Raw genomic sequence first — 23,567 nt, 5'->3', positions numbered from 1 at the left:
AGCATCACCGAAGCACGAGAATGGGTCGAAGTATTTGTGACTTGGTACAATACTAAGCATAAACACAGCAAGCTCAACTTTGTGTCACCGAGTGAGCGTCATGCGATGCAAGACAGGACTATTTTATCTAAGCGTAAGATAGTGCTAGAGGAAGCGAGGTCAAGAAATCCTAAACGCTGGCCAAACGGTATAAGGAATTGTGACGCTGTAGGTGAAGTCACACTGAACCCAGATAAGAAGTCTGAAACAGAAACAAGAAATGCAGCTTAAAATTTAAGTAAAGAGTGCCAACTACCTTGAAAAACACCGGTATTTATCAAACTACATTTGTTCGGAATGTTATCACCTCAAGAATGATTGGAAGTGATTCTATACTGAAAACATTCATTGTGAGCAAAAAATACACACCCATGCGGTTGCTCTGTAAAATCAACCTGCATCATGTAAGTGATTTAATCTGACATTGACCAATAATTTGCTTGGTGATATCGATTGCTATGGCAGTGGGCAACAGATTGTATTGCTCAGAATTTAGTGTCAAAGGTGATATTAGTAATGTAATAGTGAATAACTCCTCATCGGTCGCCATTGACCAAAAACCAACCAAAGCCTGACTATTGGGTACATTTGGAAATTCTGCCGTCCAAAAGGTTAATTTGGTATCATTTTGGTTCCAAGAACCATTCTGAGCATGTATTAACCTAACATCGTAGAAAAGCTCTTCTTCCCATATTATTCCATATTCGATATGAGCATTTTCCATGACGTCAGATCTGGAGGTTTCTTTTGCAGGTTTATTTAGCAATAGGGAGTTATGTTCGGGTCTAATCACACCAACCGTAGCACTTATAATCTGGTTTTTATGTTCAAATTGAAAATCATACTTAATATCTTCATCGTACTTTGATTGATTAATAATAATTTCAGTGTCTGCAATCATTGTTATCTGGCAAGTCAGCGTAGATAAGTTACTAGCATATGCATTGGCAGAAAAGAATGAGGCCATAAAAAAAATAAATTTATATTTCAAAATATTATGTAGCACAACGCGTCCTTTACCGATCTTCTGAAAGCGACATTGCAAACAATATTACCATGAATAGAGGAATTCCACTCAAGGTGACGATGGCAACTTTAAATATAGAACTAATATTCAGAAAATCTAAAGATATTATCGAAAATGCTGAAATAGAAAAAAGATTCAAACACAAGCTGAAACAAAAAATAGATTTATCAAATAAATTAATTTTTAGTTCCAATTTTAATTTCTTTATTATAGAAATAGAATGAACACAAACTAAAAATAGAGAAAATAAATAAGCGATTATCCAAAATATCAATTAAAGATCCTCAACATTCAGTAAACCTCTACGTAAGAGCTCTTTTTTAGCTAACTTCATATCACTATCACTTAGCATTTTCATTGTACTTGCTAGAATCATTACAATGATTGTACTTCTACCAACAGCTCTAACAGAGCTTTTGGTAATATTTAAACCTGTTTTTTTGGATAACGACGATACCATGGATTCAGTGACAGCACCTCCAGAAGCCTCTAGAGCAAAACCACTTGCCCCCAATGCCGCCACTGAAAAAATACTACTAGCTAAAAAGCTCACCTCTAGTTTAGGTTCAACGGTGAAGAACCAGGTACCAATAAACTCACTTACAGTTTTATTACTCTGAAAGTAATCTCTTAATTCTGAGTTAGATAAGCACCATTTGTTCCAGTTAGGATTAGCTATATTTTGAGATAACAAAGCCTGGATAGAATTAAGAAACTGAGGATTCTTTAGGCTGTTTGTCATAGGTAAAATTTTATTTTGTTCAGGTCGACTTAATTGGCGATAGAGTAATACTCCAATCAATATCGGAAGTATTCTGTCACTATGACTTCGAATATAAGTTGAGTATTGCTCAAGTTTCATTAACTTAGCTAAATAAATCACTGGTTCATGTGCCGCATCTTCAAGCTTGTAATTGCGATCTGTAAATAGTTCCACTCTAACGCTCCATGTTCTAAAATCCCTTTATCAGAGAATAACCAACTTTCACTTTAAAATCAAATCCTTTTAAAACAACCACATACCCTATTAGTAAGTAGTTAAACTTAATTAAATTGAAGTTTTACATTATATTGGGTAGGTTCTGTAGCAGGGCAACCGCATGAGTGCTTACTTTTTGAACTCTATGTTTGACCTGAAAGCAAAAGAACAAGAAACCATCCTAGCTATGAAGATTTATCGAACTAAGGAAGTTTATTAAATGACCTTTTTGTTCGAAAAACGTTCGCGATCTCGCCCTGGGTTCTGTAGTTATTACTTTCTAGACTAAATGAGCAAAACTAGAAGGGAAAGGTCTGTAACTAGAAAATTTGGCCATATTTACGTAGTTTAATTGATACAACGAACCCACGTCATAGCTTTAAGTTAACACGTTTCACAGATCAAGTGGATACAGATGGTTACTAGTTGCCGTATCAACAAATTTTATAGACTTCCAAATTAAGTAAATGCCCGATTGGCTATCTATTTTCTCATAGAGTTCGACGAATTAGCGGATGAGTAAGATGTTTTAGCTGAGGCTGATAACTGTTGTGATGAACGTATTGCGGTTTTAGACAATCCATTATTAACTCAGCGGGCTTGTTCTAGTAGCGCATAAAAAATAAAAAAGGAGCCTGGTTAAGGCTCCTTTTTTTAAGGGAGATGATCTGTATCAATAAGCGTTTATTGATAACATTTTATTAGAGATTTTTTAGCTTAGAAACGGCCAACAACACCCACACCAACAAGCAAACCGTCTACGTCAGAATCAAGTACTTTTGCTAGCTCAAAAGTCGCTGAAAAAGAATCTGACATACGTAACCAGTAAGCTGTTTTGGCAGTAAAGTTATCGTCTAAACCGTTATCGTCATAACCTAAACCCACAGACCATGCTTTAGTCACATACCAGTCAGCGTTTACGTTAAAGATATCGTCATCATCAGTATGAGTCCACATCGCACCTAAATCGATACCAGTAGTGCTCTTAAGATCAATAAAGCTACGCGCTTCAAGACCATAGATTGAATCAATATCGCTACCATCAACATAGAACGCAGCGACTTTTGAGCTGTCGTTGAAGTAGTAACCAAGATCAAGTTGGTAAATGTCAGTATCGAAAACGCCAGCATCATAACGTTCGATTTTAGCGCCCACAAACCACTTTGAATCAAAAACGTAAGTGCCATCGACAGAGAAAATATCAACGTCATCATCATCTATCATTGAGTAGCTAGCACCCACATTAGTAGATTGTGCTAAAAAGCCATTTAATGCATAAGGGCCTTTTTCTTGTGATACAGAGTCAAGATAGAAACGGTAGTTAAGGTCCCATAGACCATCACCGAATTCTTCAGTATTAGCAGAATAGTCTAATCCCGCTTCGTGGTGAAATGGTGCATCTTGTGCAGCCATAGCGGGTAAAGCCACAAAACCTAATACTAGTGCTAATGCAGTAACGTTTTTCATCAATCATTCCTTTATTTGATTATTTTACGCTAGGAGATTCAAGCAGATATAAAGAATGGATAAATCATAAAAAGTGGGGTTATCCATTAATTCAAATGTAGCCTAACCTTACCGTCGGGCTAACGCGCTTTCCTAGCGGCGAATACTCTAAAGTAATGAAACGCTAAAATAAACAAAAAACCATAAATTATTGATATTTTTCAACAAAATACATCATACAGAATGTATTAAACACTGCTACTACCTACTTTAGCAATAGAGAAAAACGTAACAACATCGTCAACTAAACGTTAATTTATTACAGAACAGAGGTTTTAGGCGCTGCAACCAGTCTACTTGATAGCGTATCAATTCAAACAGCTGTGTTTAAATAAAAGCACATCGCTGCCACTTACATTTACACGCAACTGGAGTAAATTATTTATGCAGATTTATGGCTGTAGAATGGCGACCGATTGCATAGTTCAAACACGTTCAAGGACGACAATGACAGGTTTGTTAAGCAGTTGATTTATGTCGATGATAACTATAGGTTATTGTCATTACATCCATTTTATCTATCTGGAAACGTCAATGTCGACTTTATTTAAGTTCATCAAAGGTGGCTTATTAAGCCTTTTTGTTATTTTTATCATCCTTGTTGCGTTTAATTGGCAAAGCGTTAATCGCTTATACAGCGTAGTAACCTTATTTGATGAAGCCCTAGTGGTAGATAATTTTTCCAATATGAAAGATGTCTTTTTTAACAAAAAAATCGTTAAACAAGGCGAGCCTTATGTGTTCGACGTCGCCTTAGCGCCTTTGCCTGAATCGTTTAACTATCGAAACAGCTCAACCAATACCGAAGCGTTTCTCACACGCAGAGCCACAACCGCATTACTGGTGCTTAAAGACGACAAAATAACCTACGAGCAATATTTTCTAGGTACCAAAAGTGATGACAAACGCATCTCGTGGTCAATGGCCAAATCATTTGTATCGATATTGTTCGGTATGCAAGTGGATGCTGGCAACATAGATATTGAAAAAACAGTCGACTTTTATCTGCCAGAGCTTGCCAATTCTGGTTATGCCAAGGTCAAAGTAAAACACGTATTACAAATGTCATCTGGGGTTAAATGGGACGAAGACTATCAAGATTTTTATTCTGACATTAACAAAATGGGTCGTGTACTGGCCATTGGCGGCTCGTTAGATCACATGACCAGCGAACTGGTTAATGAGTCAGCCCCAGGCAAAGCATTTCATTATGTCAGCATGGACACCCACGTTATAGGCATGATACTCAGACGCGTTTCTGGTAAATCATTAATCGAGCTTTTACAGCAAAACATTTGGAATACCATCGGCATGGAAAGCGATGCTTATTGGCTTACCGACTCCCAAGGGACTGAATTCGCATTAGGCGGCTTAAATGTCACCACCCGCGACTACGCCCGCTTCGGCCGCTTATTACTGAACAACGGCGCAGTTAATGGCAAGCAAATCGTGTCAGCAGCTTGGATAAAAGTCGCCACCACACCGCAAGCAGATTACCTACAACCGCAAGTCGGTAAATTAGGTTATGGCTATCAAATTTGGTTACCGCCAGAAGCACAGCAAGGTGAATTTTTTTGTGTCGGCGTATACGGACAATATATTTATGTAAACCAACAACACAATGTAGTAATAGTTAAAAACAGTGCCGATTTGGGCTTTCTTGATGAGTTGAATTCAAAACAAGAAACAATCGCGTTTTTCCGCGAGATTGTGGCGTCATTGGAGTAATGAGGGATCCGTCAGACTCTGCCCCAACTTATCGATAGCTCACTTATCGATAGCTCACTTATCGATAGCTCACTTATCGATAGCTCACTTTTCGATAGCTCACTTTTCGATTGCTCACTTTTCGATTGCTCACTTATCAATTGCGCATTTATCGATAGCTTACTTATCGGGTGATCACTTTTCAATTGCTGGATATCAACCCGAATACCATGCGCAGTAAGATGAAAAAGTTAGCTATTTGTTAGCCTGTTAAATTTGAAGTGGCTAATGTCACATATTGCGCTTTTGCAGCAGCCTCTGCCGATTGAGCTCATCGAGCTGTTCGGTAAGTTTGAGGATCTGTTGTTGCAGCGCTCGATATTGAGTCAGGCGGGACTCATTAACTGGCTTGTCGCCCAAGTCTTTAGTTGCCCAAATTTTTGTAAGCTGAATGATCAGGTGTTCGGCTTGACTCAGGTTGTCATGCTCAATTTGTTTGATCATCAATAGCCGAAAACAGTCAAACAGTATGGTGAGCATAAACTCATGGTCGAGCGGCAGCGCTTGAGTCTCTGAATCGCGAAAGCCGATGGCTGCGATCAGATTAGCGACTGTGGTGACTGTGGTAGCCCCGATAAAAAGGGACTGGATCTCAGGCTCCAACATCAGAACCTGCTCAAGCTGTTGCGACAATTTACCTTTATTCCACTGCGCGCCCAGCGCTTTAATGAACGTCATATCAACCCACCCGTTATGAAATCTTTTCTATTAACGATACTGTCTATTAACGATATAAGCGTGCCGTTATTGGAACTAGGTTTAATTTTTTGATTAGTCCCTCTAAATAAGCTTGAGTCAACAATGCTATGCCGCGATAAAAATCAGTTCTAGCATGTTCAGTCATAAGCTCCAGGCAGCGACCCGACCAAGGAAGTAAATGTTGCTGCAGCAAGATCATGCAGCTTCGTTCTAGTGGTTCGTTATCTTCAGTTTGATCCCATTGGGTAAACATTTGATCCAATACCGCGAAAAACAGACCAATATGATCGACAGGTTGATTACTATCCAGCTCGAAGCTGATCCCTTGTTCATGATAAAAGGCTTTTAGTGCCATAGTCGACTTGTCATTGAGGAGTTGCCTCTCGCTCAAGTAAACCGATCCCCAAGGCACAGCATTGGGCTCGCCCGGTCCATAGAAAAGTTGTGCATAGTCCAGTTTTAAGGCTTGTTGTTTATCTTCAGTCCATTGGCCGAGATAATTGGCCAGCAACTCACGACCACTCGACTCTTTGGCCGATGCGGTAAACGGTGGCCAGCTTTGAGCAACATCATGCTCAATAAATCCTTGGATCAACTCTGGGGTCGGATCATTAAAGAGTACATTGTGAAGAATGCGCGCAATGCCTTGATATTCTAGCAGTTCATTTTCGTTAAGAGATACCATGCTAACCTCGTTTGTTGAACTAAATGTATCGCCATAAACAGCAAATAGAGGTGCCACTCCACATGAGTGGCACCAATCGGGGGATTAAACTTCTGCGTAGTTCAACACTTCTCCATCAGTGTCACCACTTGGGCGAGAATGACGGTTAGGTGTAATAAGTAAGTTAGGTGTAGTAATACTGCTTTGTGGCAACGGGGCAACCGCGGGCGAGATGGCGCCCGGGTACTTAGCCTTTAGTTCGTCCATGGGGCCAAAATCGATCGCACGCATAGGGCAAGACTCCACACATGAAGGTTGTTTACCTTCAGCCAAGCGCTCAAAACAACCATCACACTTGGTCATCACCTTACGATCTTTATCTATCTGCGGTGCATCGTATGGGCAAGCTCTTGCGCAGCTTTCACAGCCGATACACAGATCCGCCGCCACATGGACTAAACCATCTTTGCGGCGCTTGTGCATTGCGCCAGTTGGACAGGCCTTAACACACACAGGTTCAGAGCAGTGGTTACAAGCGATAGACAGGTAATAGGCGAATACGTTTTGGCTTACAGTACCATCACCATGTTCTGCCCATTGTCCCCCACCATATTCATACACCCGGCGCCAATTGATGCCAACGGGAAGATCTTTACGATCCTTACACGATATCTGACAGGTTTTACAGCCAGTACATTTACTTGCGTCGACATGAAAGCCGTATTGGATATTATTGCTCATTGTTAACTCCTATCAGACCTTACGGATTTCAACCAGGTTAGTGTGCTGAGGATTGCCTTTCGTTATCGGTGTGGTGCGTTGTGTGGTCAGCACGTTTAAACAACCGCCTTTATCCACCGCGCCGCCGGGTAGGAACCATGCGCCCTGACCCAGTGCCGTTACGCCGACCATGATACGAGGTGTTACCTTCACTTCGACTTCGATGGTGCCGCGATCATTGAAGATATGGACCTTGTCACCGGTTTTGAGTCCGCGCTGATTAGCATCGATTGGGTTCATCCACACAGCATCCTGCACCGCTTCACGCAGCCAAGGGACGTTGTGAAAACTAGAGTGGGCACGGCCCTTAGTGTGATAACCAGTAAGTTGTAATGGGTACTTCTTCTTGGTCTCGGTATCTTCATAACCTTCCCAGGTCGGCACGTATTTAGGTAGCGCAGATATTACGTCACCCTCTTTGAGCTTCCAGGTACGCGCTTTTTCCGCTAGGCGTGATGAGTAGATCTCAATCTTTCCAGAGGGTGTGCCGAGTGGATTGGCATCGGGATCGGTACGGAAATCTTCCAGTACGATATAACCACCATGTGGCAGATATTTGCGATAAATACCCTGTGTGAGCATCACCTCTTTTGCTGGTAATTCTGGGGTAGCCTCTTTAGATTCAGCATAGAATTGATCCAGCCAATCTTTGCGACTCTTACCTTCGGTAAACTCGGCTTCAACCCCCATACGTCTTGCTAAGTCGACACAAACCTCATAGATAGGACGGCTCTCGAACATAGGGTCGACACTGCTGCTCATCTGTACCAAAGAGGCGGTATCACCTGCGGCGTAACTTTGGTTAACTAAGTCTTCTGATTCAAGCCATGACACGTCTGGCAATAAAACATCGGCAAACTTGGCACTGGGTGTCATCCAGTTATCGACCACTAGGATAAATTCACATTTAGTTTCATCCTGGAGTAGCTTCTCTGTTTTACGCACGTCAGAGTGTTGGTTAATTAAGGCATTGCCACCGTAGTTGATGATCGCCTTAATATCAGTATCCAGCTTACCGTCACCCGCTTCATCAAGGTCGACACCTTGTACTCCATCGGACAGAACGGTCATGTTTTTGCCATCTTCGATGGCCTGCGTGAAGGTAAAGAATGATATCGCTTTCTTCACTGGGTTTGAGCCAGTAGGCATTGATGGCGCGTGTAGAGAAGAGCCCTTACACAAACCACCACAGTTAGTGCCCGGCAAACCCAATTGACCTAACAGGATGGGTAGCATATAACCCGCACGGGTGTTGTTTTCACCAGCAGCCTGACGGTTTAGCGAGGCGGCAATTTGAATGAAAGGTGCGCGAGCCGCAGCCAGTTCGCGGGCCAATTCGACAATGAGATGAGCTTCGATACCGGTAATAGCAGCAGCCCACTCTGGCGTTTTAGCATTAACACCCGGAGTTAAGTCGCCAACTTTCACGTTATCGAGAATATACGCCTTGTAGCTCTCTTCATATCCAACGCCTTCAGGCATGGTTTTCTCGTCATAACCGACACAGTATTTATCCAGAAAGGCCTGATTAACGGTGTTCGTGGTGATCCATTCATAGGCTAAGGCTTCAAATAGCGCCGCGTCGGTACCCGGACGAATTGCCAGCCACTGATCTTCTTTACCTACCGCAGAGTCGGTATAACGAGGGTCAATCAAAATAGTCTTAAAGTTATGTTTTTGTTTCTGCACCAAGAAGTCATAGGCTTCGCCCGAACCACTCATGCGGATTTCGGATGGGTTGTAACCAACCATCAGCACTAAGTCTGAGTTTTGCATTTCAGACACACTACTTCCTTGCCAGCCAGGGCCTGCAGAGCCATATGTTTGTCCGGCGGCTTCATAAATTTGTGACCAGCTATAATCGCCATAAGCGTTAAGATAACCGCCCTTAAGGTTCATTAAGCGGTACAGACACTGCTTACCGGAGAAGTGATAACGTGCACCCGAGTTATAGGTGAAGTGAATCGATTCATTACCGTACTGGTCTATAGTGCCTTGCAGTTTTTCGGCGACAAGATCAAGGGCTTCATCCCAGCTAATCCGCTCAAATTGTCCGCTACCACGAGGACCAACACGCTTCATTGGATATTTCAGACGATCAGGTGCATAAACACGTTTACGCAAAGAGCGTCCCCGTGGGCATGCGCGCACATCATGGTCGCCGTACTTATCTGTGGTGGTAAATTGAGACTCTACCCGGGTAATCACCCCATCGGTAGAAAAAACCTGTACCGGACAGTTAGATCCACAGTTAACCAAACAAGCCGACCAGTTGAGGTTTTCACCGGCAACAGGTGGCGTAGGCGGCACTACTTCAACATCTTTAGAGCTTGAGTTACAGCCTGAAACCGTTGCTACGCAACTTAGTGCGGCACTCATTTTTAAGAAACTTCTGCGTTCCATTATCTTTTCCTCATTGCAGTTATGATTAGCACTGTTTGCATTAGCGCAGCTGGTAGCTAAACGACAACATCACTTGGTGCGCGTTATAGTTATGGTTCAGGCTACCTAAGGTGGTCAGTCCTGGAACTGTATTGACATCAATTTGCGCATAATCGGTGTCGTAATAGCGCTCATACAGGTAAGCCAGCTTTAACGCCATCTCTTCGCTTAATGCGTAGTTCGCATGTAGTTTGAGACTATGGTTGAAAGAGGTGTAATCCCCCTGTGGCGTGGTAACGTCATAGGTGACCAGCGTGTTGCTGGCAGAGTTAGCAAATAAGTAGTCGCCGCCTAAGCTGAGCCTGTCTTCAAGCAGCCCGCTATAGTTGAAACCAGCCCCCAGATTAATAAACTCATCTTCGACATCGGCGAACCAGTCAGGGCTTGAGAAACCCTGACTGCCAGCTTGAGCAGCATCGATCCACTGCTGGCCAGCAAAGGCATAGCCAGATAGGTGTGCATTCAGCTGCAGCCCAAGATTGATGTCATAACCGTACTCTTCAGATTCGGTCAGACCCAGTTGAGTCTCGTTATAATCATCTTTGGCGTAGCGGGCAGTCATATCCACACTGAGCCACGACGTTGGGGCGTGATTAAACTTGGCTTCGAAGGCGGTGCGCTTTCTATCAGCCAGGTAGTATTTGCGTAGCAAAGGATTCGTTTCAGATGAGGTCAGTTCGCTAGTTTGATATTCGCTGCCGCCACGGTTATCGAGGCTGGCCTTGAACTTAAGCTTGATATTATCCATTGCACGGACATTGAGCTTGGCCCATAGGGCGTCATCATTGGTCTGTTCACGGTCACCATAACTGCGCTCCATCTCTTTGCGGTCATAGCCAGCCTGCACGCGATAGTCACTGCTTAGGCGGTAACTGGCATTAAGCTTGAGGCCGCGGCGCTCGGTGTCTAAAGGCACATTTTGTTTAAATGCCCCCGTGATCCCGTTCACTTCATATTGAGCAAATTCCCATACCGATCCCTTATTGTCGCGCTTAGCGTAATCGACACTGCCGCCGAGTCTGAGTTTGTTGCTTAGCAGCGAAGTGACAGACAGCTTGCCGTCTAAGGTATCGACTTCCCCGTCCCAGTTTTGCAGTGGATTACCCGACATTTGAATCAAATCATCATCTTGGGTCATCTTGCCCGATGCCAGGCGACCACTCATAACGGTGCGGTTAAATTGATATTGGCCAGACAAGCTAAGTTGATGAGCCTGATTGTCAGGCGCGGGTGCAAAAACGTCATACAGATAGGGGAGACTTAACGCGTCAACCTCGTTTTTATACTGACTCACGAAGTAATTCAGGTTGGTAGTCCAGCTATCGCCAGACAATGACAAACCCGCGGTGAGATTATCAGTGTTGGCATCGACTGGCAGGCCAAAATTAACTGGACGCGGAGTGACAATGCTACTGCTCTGGTAACCGGTTTTATGCTCGTGCTCATAACGCACATAAGCCTGATAAAAGTCTTGGCCATAGCTCAAACCTAAGCCAGCTTTGTTCCTCTGCAGCGAGAGCTCCTGAATTTGAGTATGCTCACTCGGTGTCAGCACGCCATCTTGGTACCATAACTGACTGCGTGCATCGCCTGACTGATAACGGGTCAGCTGCTGATAATCTGCCACCAGTTTATAGTGGCCTGACTTTCCTGCTTCAAGATGAGCGAAGCCGTTATCCAAACCTAATTGGTGTGCCTGAAACTTGGCTTTATAGCCTGCACTGTTTCGATAATTTAAGTCGGCATCCACACTGCCATTAGCCCCGTCATTGTCGGTACCGAACGCATTACCGGAGTGAATATCATCACTGTCAATATAGCCGGCATTGACCCCGATGCTGCCGCTATAACCTGCAACTTGAGGGCAACGCTTACACTGAAATACTTGCTGGTTAACGGTACTGGTATTGGCCTTGTTCACGCCAAAGTCAGCCGCCATTGCAGAGCCCGTTATCGCACCTGATATAGCGAGAAGTGATAACGTGATGAGGTTAAATTTGAATCTCATTTGAGTTACTCCTAATTAGCGCTGCAGCTTGCTGCCGGCTGGGTGATTGGAGCCATGGATCTGGCTATGGCAATTGAGGCAACTCTTGCCGCCGCCAAAGGCGTCATTTCCGCCTTGTTGTACAACACGGCTAGCATGACCATCATCCATATGACATTGCTGACACAGTTGTGGCGCTCTTTGAGTGAGCATGGCTTCGTTAACGCTGCCATGGGGGTTATGACAGTTGGCACAATTTTCTGTCACTGGCGCATGCTCCCATAAAACGGGGCCACGTTTTTCGCCATGACAGCTATAACAAGTGTCATTCACTGTGGCGTGATTCAGCGCACTTTCACTCATAGACCCATGTGGGTTATGGCAATCGATACAGGTCATTTGATCCCATTTCATCGGGTGAGATGAGCGCTTATTCATGGCAGATTTTTGCTGAGTGTGACAAGAGGTGCAGGTGTCATTGACCGTGAGCGGGTCCATAACCGGATCGTTGTCGGTGTGGATATTATGACAATCGCTGCAGGCCACCTCGTCTAAATTGTGGCTGCTGCTATGCCATGCCATCTGCTTAGGATCGTTATGGCAACCCAGGCAGACACTGTTCTGACTCTGAGCGGACAGCTTGCTCTCTTTGCCAAAGGCGATCATCGGCTCCTTGCCGCCTTTGTTATGTTTGCCTAACGGGCCATGGCAGGCTTCGCATTGCAGACCCGCCATAGGCGAACCCTGTTGGCTCGGGCTACCGTGCACGCCATCGAATATCGCCATGACCTTGTCATTTTTCTTATGACACATCAGGCAGGAGTCGGCACCTTTGTTAGAGTATTTACCCTGAGCAAATTTCTCCGTCAGTTGCTGTTCCAGTTGTTCACCAGTGAGTTGGTTCCAGGGGGCCGCCTGAACTGAGAGAGATAAGCACGCGAAAGCGAATATCCCACAAAGTAACGTAGTGATAATACATTTGTTCATCATCTTGGCCTTACAGTTAATTATTATATGATTTGGTAACGTTGGTGTTAATTAGTTTGCATTTAAATTGTAGTTTGAATTAATTAAAATACGAAGCTATTACTTTAGAGGTATTGTTAGATCTGTGATTTTTAATTTATAAATGATTTATTCGGGATCGAGATCTTTATTTAGCCTTGCCTGTTGGATGTATTTTTTTGATATTTAAATTACCAAATATAAATTACAAGCCATTGATTTTAATTGTATCTTTTCAATACCTCTTACTGGTTACTATGATTTTAAATTTGCACTTTATATAAATGAGAATGATTTAAACATAATATAACTTATGAAATCATATCGTCTTTATTCATAACTATTTTTATTAAACCAATAACCATTAATAACTATTCACAACCTCGTTAATAACTTTTAATATCTTTTCACATTAATTCACAATTTAATTAAAATTAATTCTGAAGTAAACTTATAATCATTATAAATAAATAATTTCACAAACTGACAAATGCCTCATAAAAAGGAAAAAACGAAAAGATAAAACTGCAATAGATAATAAAACTAGGCGGAGTAAACCGTCTAGTGCAAGTGCAAATAGAGAAAAGAGCCTCAGTTACTCGCAACATCATTTGTCACACAAGTGCTACAGCGAAAAAAATCGTTAAAATTTTAGCTGTGAGGATGCAGAGGTTCAGAGATGTTAAAACTGACCCTGAAATGGATGGCCGCGAAACGCCAACAGACTCAACTGTCTCTGTTTCATCGTAAAAAAAAGTGCCGATTTAGGCTTTCTTGATGCGATAACTTCTAAGCAATAAACCATCGCATTTTGCCGTCAAACTGTATCGTCATTACAATAAATATAGCCATTAACTTAACGACTGGAGACTTGTGTCGCTAACACTAAACCTGCATTTTTCAGCCAACAAAAAAGCGACTCTAGAGTCGCTTTTTTGTATTATATTGATTTAAATTTTATAGGCCGTCTGCGGGAGAAACGTCTGCTCAACCTCTACTAACTTCAGCAATCACCTGACATGCATAACACGCCAGAATTAACTATTTAGAAGCCAAAAAACATCATTAAGGGTATATAAATAAAGGATTTTTAAATCTATTGTTTATTCTTTACCCGCAAATAGTTTACTTATTAAATACGTGGATTATAATCATTACCCTTATTTGCAAGGAGCAGAAATATGCTAGGAATGCTTAAGAAACATACTGTTGAATTATGCCCAGAAATTTCAGGAAAAATAACAAACAATGGCATCCCCATTAAAGAGCTACTCATAGAACGTAGCCTCACCTATGCAGATGAAGAATATTCAGATAACTGTATGACTAACGCTGAAGGTGAATTTAGTTTTACAGCAAAAGCGATCAAATCACGCTTACCAGGTAATATTTTACATGAACCTGTTGTTAGGCAGGTTTTAGAGTTTACGTTGGATGGCAATGATAGCGAAACTTATATCTGGGCCACAAATCAACATAACATTACCTGTCCTGATGTTTGCAAGTCACACTTAAGTAATCTAAATCCTGATATATGCAATGACGAAGAGGTGTTTGAATTAGTCAATGTGGAGGCACCTGAATACCCCCTAATTGTTAGATCTATTTGTTCACTTTAAATTTTAAGGATGAAATTATGGGAACCTTATCACCGAATATGGTAGTAGAACTTTCTACTGTCGCATATGCAGTGCAAAAAACACAAAAAACAAAGAGATTCGATTTCGATGTAAGTAAAAATTTAGCAAATCACTTCAATTTTAATTCGTTTTCAAAGCCTGTCATGGGCACCTCTGGTGGCTTTGTAGCCAAAGCAAAAAATCAACAAACTGGATTCGCCCTAATAGGACAAGGGAAAAGCGAACAAACTGGATTCGCCCTAATAGGACAAGGGAAAAGCGAACAATACAAGGATGATATTGTCATCGCGGTTCGCGGGACTAATTTTGCCAGTTTAAATGATTTATCAACCGATGCTCGCGCTTCCACAAGTTCTACTGAACGCGGTGCTTTAGTACATGCAGGTTTTAACTCCGTTTTTGAGTCAATGAAAAAAGAACTATCGCCATATATTAATTTGCTTCCAGCAAATGCAACACTTCATTGTGTTGGACACAGTTTAGGCGGAGCGATAGCGACTTTGATTGCTGACTGGGCAAAGCAAAAACTTCTTAATGTTAAACTATATAGTATCGGTGCTCCTAAAGTTGGGTTTGCCGATTTTGCACTTAAGCACACAAATTCTCTGGGGCAGGAAAATATATTCCGCTGCACCAAGGGCTGTGATCCTGTCCCTATGGTTCCAGTCTGGCCCTTCGTTCATGCTCCATATAATGGTTATGAATATCGAGTTGATAACTCTGGTTTTGTAAACCCAATAAAGCACAAAGTTAAGTATTATATGCAAGATATGAAAAGCAACGATTGGAATTCATATCAACGAAAAATGAGCTTTAATAGCCATAAAAGAGTAACGTTAGATGTTCGTTTAAGCCATCAAGTCAGTCGCGATTTATTTTGGATGAACCGTTTAAGCGAAGCACTATTAACGCTATTACGCCAACTAGGTCATGGTATTGCTTCGCGCATACAAAGCGGTATCGCCAATGGCTTAAACTTTTATGACCAAATCGCAATGGTGTTATCTGATGTCACTTTGCATAATGCGACATTTACTGGACAATTAAATGGTCTATTAGCTCACATGTTAGTTTTTGCAGGTCATGCTACCCGTAAAGTCGAAACTCTAAGCTATGAGTTTATTCGTTGGGTGTTTAAAAAAACGATTCAAGTTGTTAATCGATTAGCGCGCGAAGCACTGAACTAATCTGTAATAAGTAGCAAATGTCGAAACTGGTGTTTAGCTTTACTTAATTATCTATCAGCTAACAAAAAAGCGACCTTCAGGTCGCTTTTTTGTTTTACATTGATTTATATTTGCAGGCCGTCAGAGGGAAAAAATTCTGGTTGGAGTTATTAATGCCCACTTCATCTGAATACCATAAAGACTAAGAAAATGGTTACTTTTGCGTTAGCAGTAGGCGCTGGCACAGTTTTATAAATGGGGTCAGAGTCTGAGGTATAAATGGGGTCAGAGTAAACTTAAAATTGTCAGCTATACTCTTTAACTCAAGTCACTTTGCAAATGGATCTTGCACATGCCTAGAAAACCTAGAGTCTGCCCCATAGGTATTCCTCAACACGTTATTCAGCGAGGTAATAATCGCCATGTTTGCTTCACGTCTGAACAAGATTTCAGAGCCTATGCAGGCTGGCTAAAAGAATACTCACGTAAATTTCATGTCGATATTCACGCGTGGGTATTTATGACAAATCATGTTCATTTGCTTTGTACTCCTCAAAAAGCGAATGCTGTTAGCCTTATGATGCAATCACTTGGTAGACAATATGTGAGGTATTTTAATTACACATACAAACGTACCGGGACACTTTGGGAAGGTCGTTTCAAGTCTTGCTTAGTGCAAACTGAAGAGTACTTAATCCAACTATATCGTTATATTGAACTCAACCCTGTAAGAGCGAATATGGTTAATGACCCTGCCGAATATATATGGTCGAGCTATCAAATTAACGCCCTAGGTAAAACCTCTCAGCTTTGTACTCCACATCAGGTTTACCTTTCAATAAGCAACGACTCTCAAGCAAGGCAATCATCTTACCGAGCCCTATTTCAACATCAATTAGATGCAAAAATGATTAACGATATTCGTCAAGCAACCAATAAAGGCATGGTAATCGGCAGCGACACATTTAAAGACCAAATAGAAAAACTAACGGGGAAAAGCATGCATCCAAAGAAAATGGGACGCCCTTTTAAGGTGATAGAATAAAGTTTACTCTGACCCCACTAATAAAGTTTACTCTGACCCCACTTATCCAGACCCCACTTATCCACACTTATCCATGCCGAGATCCCCAAGAATTTGCCCCATCGGTATTCCTCAACACGTTATTCAACGAGGTAATAATCGCCACGTTTGCTTCACGTCTGAACAAGACTTTAAAACCTATGCTGGATGGCTAAAAGAGTATTCACGTAAATTTCATGTTGAAATTCACGCGTGGGTATTTATGACAAATCATGTTCATTTGCTTTGTACTCCTCAAAAAGCCAATGCTGTTAGCCTTATGATGCAATCACTTGGTAGACAATATGTCAGATATTTTAATTACACATACAAACGTACCGGAACACTTTGGGAAGGTCGTTTCAAATCTTGTTTAGTGCAAACCGAAGAATACTTAATCCAACTATATCGTTATATTGAACTCAACCCAGTAAGAGCGAATATGGTTAATGACCCTGCCGAATATGTCTGGTCAAGCTATCAAATCAACGCCCTAGGTAAGGCCTCTCAGCTTTGTACTCCACATCAAGTTTACCTTTCAATAAGCAACGACTCTCAAGCAAGGCAATCATCTTACCGAGCCCTATTTCAACATCAATTAGATGCAAAAATGATTAACGATATTCGTCAAGCAACCAATAAAGGCATGGTAATCGGCAGCGACACATTTAAAGACCAAATAGAAAAACTAACGGGGAAAAGCATGCATCCAAAGAAAATGGGACGCCCTTTTAAGGTGATAGAATAAAGTTTACTCTGACCCCACTTATCCGCGATGTTAAGTGCGAACGGTTTTACTTACCACCGGGCTCTGCAAAACGAGTCATCCAGTCCTTCACTTGGCCGTACCAATAAATCGAGTTATTTGGCTTCAGCACCCAGTGATTCTCATCAGGGAAGTAAATCATTCGCGACTCAATACCTTTGGTTTGCAATGTACGGAATAACTCAAACCCTTGTCCTACGGGCACTCGTTGGTCTAACTGACCGTGGATAACCAAGGTTGGCGTATCAAAATTGGCTGCGCCATAGTGAGGTGATATAGATTTATAAATTTCAGGTTTTTCCCAAAAACTACCAAAACGCGTACTGTGTACCGCGAAATCCCCCGCCATTTGTGAGTACATGTTATACACCGCTGCGTGGATAAACAGTGCATTGAACGGGTTATCTTTTTGCCCCAAAATAATTGAGCTTAAGTAACCCCCATAACTACCACCACCAGCGACTAAACGTTCGCTATCAATCCAGTCTTTGCTCTTAAACCAATCTGTTGCTTTGTAGATATCCTCGAGCGACTTGTTCTTCCAGTCAGGGTTAATACTGTCAGTAAATTTCTGGCCGAAGCTGCCTGAGCCGTGGAAATTAGGCCAAGCGGTCACGTAACCCCAAGAAGAGAACGTTTGCGCATTCCAACGGTAATGGAAGCTGTCTGAAATCGCACCGTGAGGACCACCGTGGATCAACATCATCAGTGGGTATTTTTTGGTTTTATCAAACCCCGGCGGGTAGTGCACCCACATCTGGATATCATCTCCGTTATAACCTTTATAAGTCACCGACTCATAAGTACCCATGTCCACATTGGCCAATACATCATCGTTAAAGCTATCTAAACGCGTTATTTTTCCATTGCTGGAGTCAATCTTCACCACGCGTGCGGGATGTAAAAAACTTTGATTGGCGGCAACCAAAGTACCGTCTTTGGCGATAGAGGGTTTGCCAAAATCGGTATTATTGGTGACTTGTCTAACTTGGCCATTTTTAGCATTGATGTAGTAAATGCGGTTTGTGGCTGCATCGGCTATTGATGCATAAAACCCCTTACTATCTGGCGTCCAGAGATATTTAGAAACAGATCGGTCCCAATCTTTGGTCACTACACGTTCGCTACGTTTGTCCATATCGAACAACACCAAGCTCGAAGTGTCACCGTAGAAGCCATGAATTAATTGGCGGGTGAATGCAAGTGTTTTACCATCGGGACTAAATTTAGGTTCACTATCAGGTGCTTGATTGTTCGGAGTTAAATTTTCATATTTTCCGCTACCGATTTTAGCAAGAAATACATCAATTTTAGGGTCAACTTGGTTAGCGGAGCCGTTTGAGTTAAAAGCAATCCAACGTTCGCTTGGGTCGATATCGTAGCTGCCAGCGTTTTGTGAAGAACGTGGCAATTGCTTTTTCAGTGGTTGGGTGACGGCTTCAACGTCTCCACCTTTGGCTGAAATACGAAAAACATGTGCCTCTCTTTCTTCATCAATCCAATGGTCAAAATGTGAATAAGGCAGTGCGTTCCACTGGTGGGCGGAGACCTTATCGTCTTTATCAGCTTTGAGCTGCTCGGTCATTTGTTCCCAGTCTTTGCCTGGAAAAATACGGCTAATGAAGTAAATGTGCTCACCAACCCACTTAATACCATGCACGCCACCGGGAACCTCAGTTAAGCGTTGCGCTTCGCCCGGTCCATTCATTGGTAGTAAGTAGATTTGCCCTGCTTCATCTTTGTCGCGTTTACTAACAAAAGCTAAGGTTTTTCCGTCTGGAGAAAACACAGGCTCACTAGCGCGTAAGCCTTTTGCAGTAAGTGCACGCTGGCCTGAGCCATCTTTTGCAAACGACCATAGCTGAGTCGTGCCTTTATCTTCTGGTATGTCGTACTCAGTGACGGCAGCAATAATATGATCACCTTGGGGTGAAACAATCGGACTACCGATACGCTTGAGTTGCCAAAGCACCTCTGCCGATAATGTTTTGGTTTGCTCTGCAAAAGCTGATGTCATTGGCATCAACAAACACAGTATTAGAATCCCTACTTTTTTCACGAGAGCTTCTCCTTCATTCAGAATGAGTTCGTAGTCATTTTTATGAGTTGATATGCAACAGCGTTTGGCTGGGTAACAACCGTTCGTTCCCATTCAAAAACCAGCACATACTGCCGCCCCAGTATAGCGAGCAAAGCCCGTTAAAAGATACGAATAACAACGGACTGTAGCAGCTGTTTACAAATTAATTGTTTTGAATAATAAAACCGGTAATAAAGACGCGAATAAGTAATAAATGGGGTAAATAAGTGGAGTTAATAAGTGGGAGACAGAGCGTGAGGGATCCCAAACATGCAAACTGTAGTGGTCAGGTAAAATTGGCCACGCTTTTAGTGCTGCAGGCCATAGGTGCAAAAAAGCATAAGCAAACACTTGGATTCCGGCTCAAAAGCATTGCCGGAATGACGTCAATATAAACATTCCTGAGTATCGAAGACAAAAAAGCGACCTTTCGGTCGCTTTTAAATTCTAAAACTTCAAATGAAGCCCACTACCACCATAATTGCGTCGCTGGCGAACCGAAGGCTCTAGCGCGGAGTTGACTGGTGTCAAACTCTTTGTGATGAGCTTTCTGGAGCCGAGGTTCAATTCCGTAATAGCTAGACTAAACAACCAATAAAAAACGAACCCAAAGGTTCGCTTTTTTAATGCTCTTACTCAGAAGATTTCAATGAAGCCCACTACCACCATAATTGCGTCGCTGGCGATGATAAGGCAATGAAGTTTGAGGTTTTCGCCGCGGAGTTGACTGGTGTCAAACTCCTTATTTCGAGCTATGCGAAAACTCTCGGTTAACGCCGTATTATCGAGACCAAGGAGCTAACAAAAAAGCGAACCAATCGGTTCGCTTTTTTAATGTTTTTACTCAAAATGCTAAATGAAGTCTACTACCACGATAATGGCGTTACTGCCGATGAGAAGACAAGGAAGCCGATGCTTTTCTCCTCGGAGTTGACTGGTGTCAATGAGAAGAGAAAAGTGTCGGCTGACGCCGTATTATCGAGGCCAAGTAGTCATTATCATTTATTCGTAGTCTGAAATTGGGACACACGAGCACATGAGGTTGCGATCCCCATAAACATCATCAATACGATTAACCGTTGGCCAAAACTTATTCGCCTTAACCGCAGCCGTTGGGAACACGGCTACTTCGCGGCTGTATGGACGTGAATCAAATTCGATGTCCATAATATCTGCTAGGGTGTGAGGTGCATTGTGCAGTGGGTTGTTGTCTACTGGCCACTCGCCCGCTGCTACTTTGGCGATTTCGCCGCGAATAGAAATCATCGCTTCAACGAAACGGTCTAACTCAACCTTAGACTCAGATTCAGTTGGTTCAATCATCAAGGTGCCCGCCACAGGGAAACTCATGGTGGGTGAGTGGAAACCATAATCGTTAAGACGCTTAGCGATATCCATTTCGGTTACGCCAGAGATTTCTTTCAATGGACGTAAGTCGATAATACATTCGTGGGCAACCCGCTCGTTACGGCCGGTGAACAACACAGGGTAATGTGCTGACAGCTTTTTCATGATGTAGTTAGCGTTTAATAGCGCCGTTTGGGTTGATTGCTTAACGCCCTTAGTGCCTAACAGTTTAATGTACATCCAGCTGATTGGCAGGATGCTAGCGCTGCCATAAGGTGCAGCAGATACTGCGCCGTTGTGGTCGCTTTCGCGGCCAGGCTTAACCACTACGTGGCCTGCTACAAATGGCGCAAGGTGCGCTTTAACCCCGATTGGGCCCATACCAGGCCCCCCGCCGCCGTGCGGGATAGCAAAGGTTTTGTGTAGGTTTAAATGCGATACGTCTGCGCCGATAAAGCCAGGTGAGGTTAAGCCAACCTGGGCGTTCATGTTGGCGCCGTCCAAATACACTTGACCGCCATATTGATGGACGATGTCGCACACTTCGCGGATTGATTCTTCGTACACGCCGTGGGTCGATGGGTATGTGATCATAATGCACGATAAGTTGTCGGCAAGCTCGACCGCTTTAGTGCGTAAATCATCTAAATCAACGTTACCTTGCTTGTCGCACGCAGTAACAACCACCTTCATACCAGCAAGTTGTGCCGATGCTGGGTTGGTGCCGTGGGCCGATTGCGGGATTAAGCAAATGTTACGGTGCGCGTCGCCGCGAGACTCGTGGTATTTCTTAATCGCTAATAGACCGGCGTATTCGCCTTGTGCACCTGAGTTAGGTTGAATACACACGGCATCGTAACCGGTGATGTTGACTAAAAACTCAGACAACTCATTAATTAACTGAGTGTAACCTTGTGCTTGGTCAAGTGGGCAAAATGGGTGCATGTTAGCAAATTCTGGCCAGCTTACCGGTAGCATTTCCACTGCGGCGTTGAGCTTCATGGTGCATGAACCTAACGAGATCATGGAGTGGTTTAGGGCTAAATCTTTGTTTTCCAGACGCTTGATATAACGCATCATCTCGGTTTCGCTTTGGTAGCGATTAAACGTTGGATGAGTTAATACCGCGTCTTGACGTACTAATGCTTGTGGGATTGACTGACTGCCATTGGTCACAATGGCGCCATCTAATGTGGCGACATCTATGCCATGGCCAGCACCTAAAATCACATCAAATAATACCACCAGATCCTGGCGAGTAGTGGTTTCGTCAAAACTCACCCCAAATGCGCCGTCGGCGTCGATGCGTAAGTTTAACTTGGCCGCTAATGCACGGGCGTTAATCGCTGCAACGTCGGCACCTTTAACACTGATGGTGTCGAACCATGAAGTGTTCGCTAAGGTTAAGCCTTTAGCGCTTAAGCCTGCGGCTAAAATGTCGGCAAAACGGTGAATGCGTGATGCGATGGTTTTTAAGCCATGTGGGCCGTGGAATACCGCATAAAACGACACCATGTTGGCTAATAAGGTTTGCGCCGTACAAATGTTTGAGTTAGCTTTTTCGCGGCGAATATGTTGCTCGCGGGTTTGCATGGCCATGCGTAATGCGCTGTTGCCGCGGCGGTCTTTTGACACACCAATAATGCGACCTGGCATTGAACGTTTGTGCTCATCACGGGCCACGAAAAAGGCCGCGTGAGGTCCGCCGTATCCCATGGGTACCCCAAAACGTTGCGCGCTACCAAACACCACATCTGCGCCCATGACGCCCGGTGATTTAAGCAGTAATAACGACATAATGTCGGCGGCAACGGTAACCACCACTTTTTTGTCACGTAACTGAGTAAATAACTCAGTGTAGTCGGTGATTTGACCAATACGGTTGGTGTACTGGAACAAGGCACCAAATAATTCGTAATTTACTGCCTCTTTTGCTGGGCCAACGACCACGTCAAAACCAAAGCATTCGGCGCGAGTTTTGACTACGTCGAGGGTTTGCGGGAATACGTCGTCGGCAACAAAGAAGATGTTGGCTTTTTTGGCTTTAGAGACGCGCTTGGCTAATGCCATGGCTTCTGCTGCTGCGGTTGCTTCATCTAATAATGATGCAGAGGCAAGATCAAGACCGGTAAGGTCCATTGACACTTGCTGGAAGTTTAACGTGGCTTCTAAACGGCCTTGGGCGATTTCTGGCTGGTACGGCGTGTAAGCCGTGTACCAACCTGGGTTTTCAAACACATTACGCAAAATGACATTAGGCACTTGCACGCCGTAGTAACCCATACCGATATAGCTTTTAAAGACTGTATTTTTATCTGCTATGTTACGGATATAGGCAATACCTTCGGCTTCGCCACAGGAATCACCTATGGTGAGCTCTTGGGGTAAGCGAATTTTGCCTGGGACCGTTTGGGCGGTCAGATCGTCTAGCGACTCTGCGCCAATGAAGTTCAACATGTCTTGTTGTTGTTCTGCATTTGGGCCGATGTGGCGCGTCAGGAAAAGTTCGTGCTGTTCTAGTTGTGTCAGGGTTTGCTTGGTCATATTAAACCTTGTTCCAAATCGACCAGTTGAGGCGGTAGGGCACATAACTGGATTAGGGTGAAAATG

The 23,567-nt window shown here is 43.2% G+C and carries 16 protein-coding genes and 1 pseudogene; 6 read left to right on the top strand and 11 right to left on the bottom strand.

All coding sequences use genetic code 11. The annotated features are described in order from the left end of the window. Positions 1-270: pseudogene (locus AAEY93_RS10365) on the top strand (IS3 family transposase); the annotation flags it as partial. Positions 271-439: 169 nt separating this feature from the next. On the opposite strand, the gene AAEY93_RS10360 reads toward AAEY93_RS10365, so the two are convergent. The 3 genes from AAEY93_RS10360 to AAEY93_RS10350 form a co-directional block, all read right to left on the bottom strand. Further along, complete coding sequence (locus tag AAEY93_RS10360; RefSeq protein WP_351076696.1) at positions 440-1,045, bottom strand: hypothetical protein; 606 nt, start codon at positions 1,043-1,045, stop codon at positions 440-442. A 295-nt stretch (positions 1,046-1,340) separates the two neighbouring features. Continuing rightward, positions 1,341-2,003, bottom strand: a complete 663-nt coding sequence (locus AAEY93_RS10355; RefSeq protein WP_351076693.1) for a hypothetical protein — start codon at positions 2,001-2,003, stop codon at positions 1,341-1,343. A 759-nt stretch (positions 2,004-2,762) separates the two neighbouring features. Continuing rightward, a complete protein-coding gene (locus AAEY93_RS10350; RefSeq protein WP_351076691.1) occupies positions 2,763-3,512 on the bottom strand; it encodes a putative porin in 750 nt (249 codons plus the stop codon). 573 nt (positions 3,513-4,085) lie between these two features. Here AAEY93_RS10350 and AAEY93_RS10345 point away from each other — a divergent pair. Continuing rightward, a complete protein-coding gene (locus AAEY93_RS10345; protein ID WP_351076688.1) occupies positions 4,086-5,279 on the top strand; it encodes a serine hydrolase domain-containing protein in 1,194 nt (397 codons plus the stop codon). A 270-nt stretch (positions 5,280-5,549) separates the two neighbouring features. On the opposite strand, the gene AAEY93_RS10340 is transcribed toward AAEY93_RS10345, so the two are convergent. The 6 genes from AAEY93_RS10340 to AAEY93_RS10315 all read right to left on the bottom strand — a co-directional run bounded on the left by AAEY93_RS10340 (position 5,550) and on the right by AAEY93_RS10315 (position 12,880). Further along, a complete protein-coding gene (locus AAEY93_RS10340) occupies positions 5,550-5,996 on the bottom strand; it encodes a hypothetical protein (protein WP_351076685.1) in 447 nt (148 codons plus the stop codon). A 46-nt stretch (positions 5,997-6,042) separates the two neighbouring features. Beyond that, the gene (locus AAEY93_RS10335; protein ID WP_351076682.1) at positions 6,043-6,702 is read right to left on the bottom strand and encodes a TorD/DmsD family molecular chaperone; all 660 of its coding nucleotides are present in this window, start codon (positions 6,700-6,702) and stop codon (positions 6,043-6,045) included. 84 nt (positions 6,703-6,786) lie between these two features. Further along, entirely contained in the window at positions 6,787-7,422 is a 636-nt protein-coding gene (locus AAEY93_RS10330; RefSeq protein WP_351076679.1) for a DMSO/selenate family reductase complex B subunit, read from the bottom strand. A 12-nt stretch (positions 7,423-7,434) separates the two neighbouring features. Then, entirely contained in the window at positions 7,435-9,864 is a 2,430-nt protein-coding gene (locus tag AAEY93_RS10325; RefSeq protein WP_351076676.1) for a DMSO/selenate family reductase complex A subunit, read from the bottom strand. Positions 9,865-9,904: 40 nt separating this feature from the next. Beyond that, the gene (locus AAEY93_RS10320; protein ID WP_351076673.1) at positions 9,905-11,911 is read right to left on the bottom strand and encodes an MtrB/PioB family decaheme-associated outer membrane protein; all 2,007 of its coding nucleotides are present in this window, start codon (positions 11,909-11,911) and stop codon (positions 9,905-9,907) included. Between the two features lie 15 nt (positions 11,912-11,926). Further along, a complete protein-coding gene (locus tag AAEY93_RS10315) occupies positions 11,927-12,880 on the bottom strand; it encodes a DmsE family decaheme c-type cytochrome (RefSeq protein ID WP_351076670.1) in 954 nt (317 codons plus the stop codon). 1,196 nt (positions 12,881-14,076) lie between these two features. Here AAEY93_RS10315 and AAEY93_RS10310 point away from each other — a divergent pair. The 4 genes from AAEY93_RS10310 to AAEY93_RS10295 all read left to right on the top strand — a co-directional run bounded on the left by AAEY93_RS10310 (position 14,077) and on the right by AAEY93_RS10295 (position 17,512). Next, positions 14,077-14,514, top strand: a complete 438-nt coding sequence (locus tag AAEY93_RS10310) for a DUF6795 domain-containing protein (protein ID WP_351076667.1) — start codon at positions 14,077-14,079, stop codon at positions 14,512-14,514. Between the two features lie 17 nt (positions 14,515-14,531). Beyond that, a complete protein-coding gene (locus AAEY93_RS10305; RefSeq protein WP_351076664.1) occupies positions 14,532-15,722 on the top strand; it encodes a lipase family protein in 1,191 nt (396 codons plus the stop codon). A 331-nt stretch (positions 15,723-16,053) separates the two neighbouring features. Continuing rightward, complete coding sequence (locus AAEY93_RS10300) at positions 16,054-16,746, top strand: transposase (protein ID WP_351076661.1); 693 nt, start codon at positions 16,054-16,056, stop codon at positions 16,744-16,746. Positions 16,747-16,819: 73 nt separating this feature from the next. Continuing rightward, positions 16,820-17,512 carry a transposase gene (locus AAEY93_RS10295; protein WP_351076658.1) on the top strand — a complete coding sequence of 231 codons (693 nt, stop codon included), beginning with the start codon at positions 16,820-16,822 and terminating at the stop codon, positions 17,510-17,512. Positions 17,513-17,558: 46 nt separating this feature from the next. Here AAEY93_RS10295 and AAEY93_RS10290 read toward each other — a convergent pair whose 3' ends face one another. Together AAEY93_RS10290 and gcvP are read right to left on the bottom strand one after the other, a co-directional pair. Then, on the bottom strand, positions 17,559-19,589 hold the full coding sequence (locus AAEY93_RS10290; RefSeq protein WP_124013530.1) for a S9 family peptidase: 2,031 nt from the start codon (positions 19,587-19,589) through the stop codon (positions 17,559-17,561). Positions 19,590-20,612: 1,023 nt separating this feature from the next. Further along, positions 20,613-23,501, bottom strand: a complete 2,889-nt coding sequence (gcvP, locus tag AAEY93_RS10285) for an aminomethyl-transferring glycine dehydrogenase (RefSeq protein ID WP_351076654.1) — start codon at positions 23,499-23,501, stop codon at positions 20,613-20,615. Between the last annotated feature and the right edge of the window lie 66 nt (positions 23,502-23,567).

The sequence above is a fragment of the Shewanella sp. CAL98-MNA-CIBAN-0140 genome (assembly GCF_040309905.1).
Lineage (GTDB): Bacteria > Pseudomonadota > Gammaproteobacteria > Enterobacterales > Shewanellaceae > Shewanella > Shewanella psychromarinicola.
This window is presented reverse-complemented; position numbering and strand designations above follow the sequence as displayed.

What these genes read in the sequence shown, in the direction of transcription:
- AAEY93_RS10350 (WP_351076691.1), bottom strand. Translation starts at nt 3,512, where the DNA reads ATGAAAAACGTTACTGCATTAGCACTAGTATTAGGTTTTGTGGCTTTA.
- AAEY93_RS10345 (WP_351076688.1), top strand. Translation starts at nt 4,086, where the DNA reads ATGTCGACTTTATTTAAGTTCATCAAAGGTGGCTTATTAAGCCTTTTT.
- AAEY93_RS10340 (WP_351076685.1), bottom strand. Translation starts at nt 5,996, where the DNA reads ATGACGTTCATTAAAGCGCTGGGCGCGCAGTGGAATAAAGGTAAATTG.
- AAEY93_RS10335 (WP_351076682.1), bottom strand. Translation starts at nt 6,702, where the DNA reads ATGGTATCTCTTAACGAAAATGAACTGCTAGAATATCAAGGCATTGCG.
- AAEY93_RS10330 (WP_351076679.1), bottom strand. Translation starts at nt 7,422, where the DNA reads ATGAGCAATAATATCCAATACGGCTTTCATGTCGACGCAAGTAAATGT.
- AAEY93_RS10325 (WP_351076676.1), bottom strand. Translation starts at nt 9,864, where the DNA reads ATGGAACGCAGAAGTTTCTTAAAAATGAGTGCCGCACTAAGTTGCGTA.
- AAEY93_RS10320 (WP_351076673.1), bottom strand. Translation starts at nt 11,911, where the DNA reads ATGAGATTCAAATTTAACCTCATCACGTTATCACTTCTCGCTATATCA.
- AAEY93_RS10315 (WP_351076670.1), bottom strand. Translation starts at nt 12,880, where the DNA reads ATGATGAACAAATGTATTATCACTACGTTACTTTGTGGGATATTCGCT.
- AAEY93_RS10310 (WP_351076667.1), top strand. Translation starts at nt 14,077, where the DNA reads ATGCTAGGAATGCTTAAGAAACATACTGTTGAATTATGCCCAGAAATT.
- AAEY93_RS10305 (WP_351076664.1), top strand. Translation starts at nt 14,532, where the DNA reads ATGGGAACCTTATCACCGAATATGGTAGTAGAACTTTCTACTGTCGCA.
- AAEY93_RS10300 (WP_351076661.1), top strand. Translation starts at nt 16,054, where the DNA reads ATGCCTAGAAAACCTAGAGTCTGCCCCATAGGTATTCCTCAACACGTT.
- AAEY93_RS10295 (WP_351076658.1), top strand. Translation starts at nt 16,820, where the DNA reads ATGCCGAGATCCCCAAGAATTTGCCCCATCGGTATTCCTCAACACGTT.
- gcvP (WP_351076654.1), bottom strand. Translation starts at nt 23,501, where the DNA reads ATGACCAAGCAAACCCTGACACAACTAGAACAGCACGAACTTTTCCTG.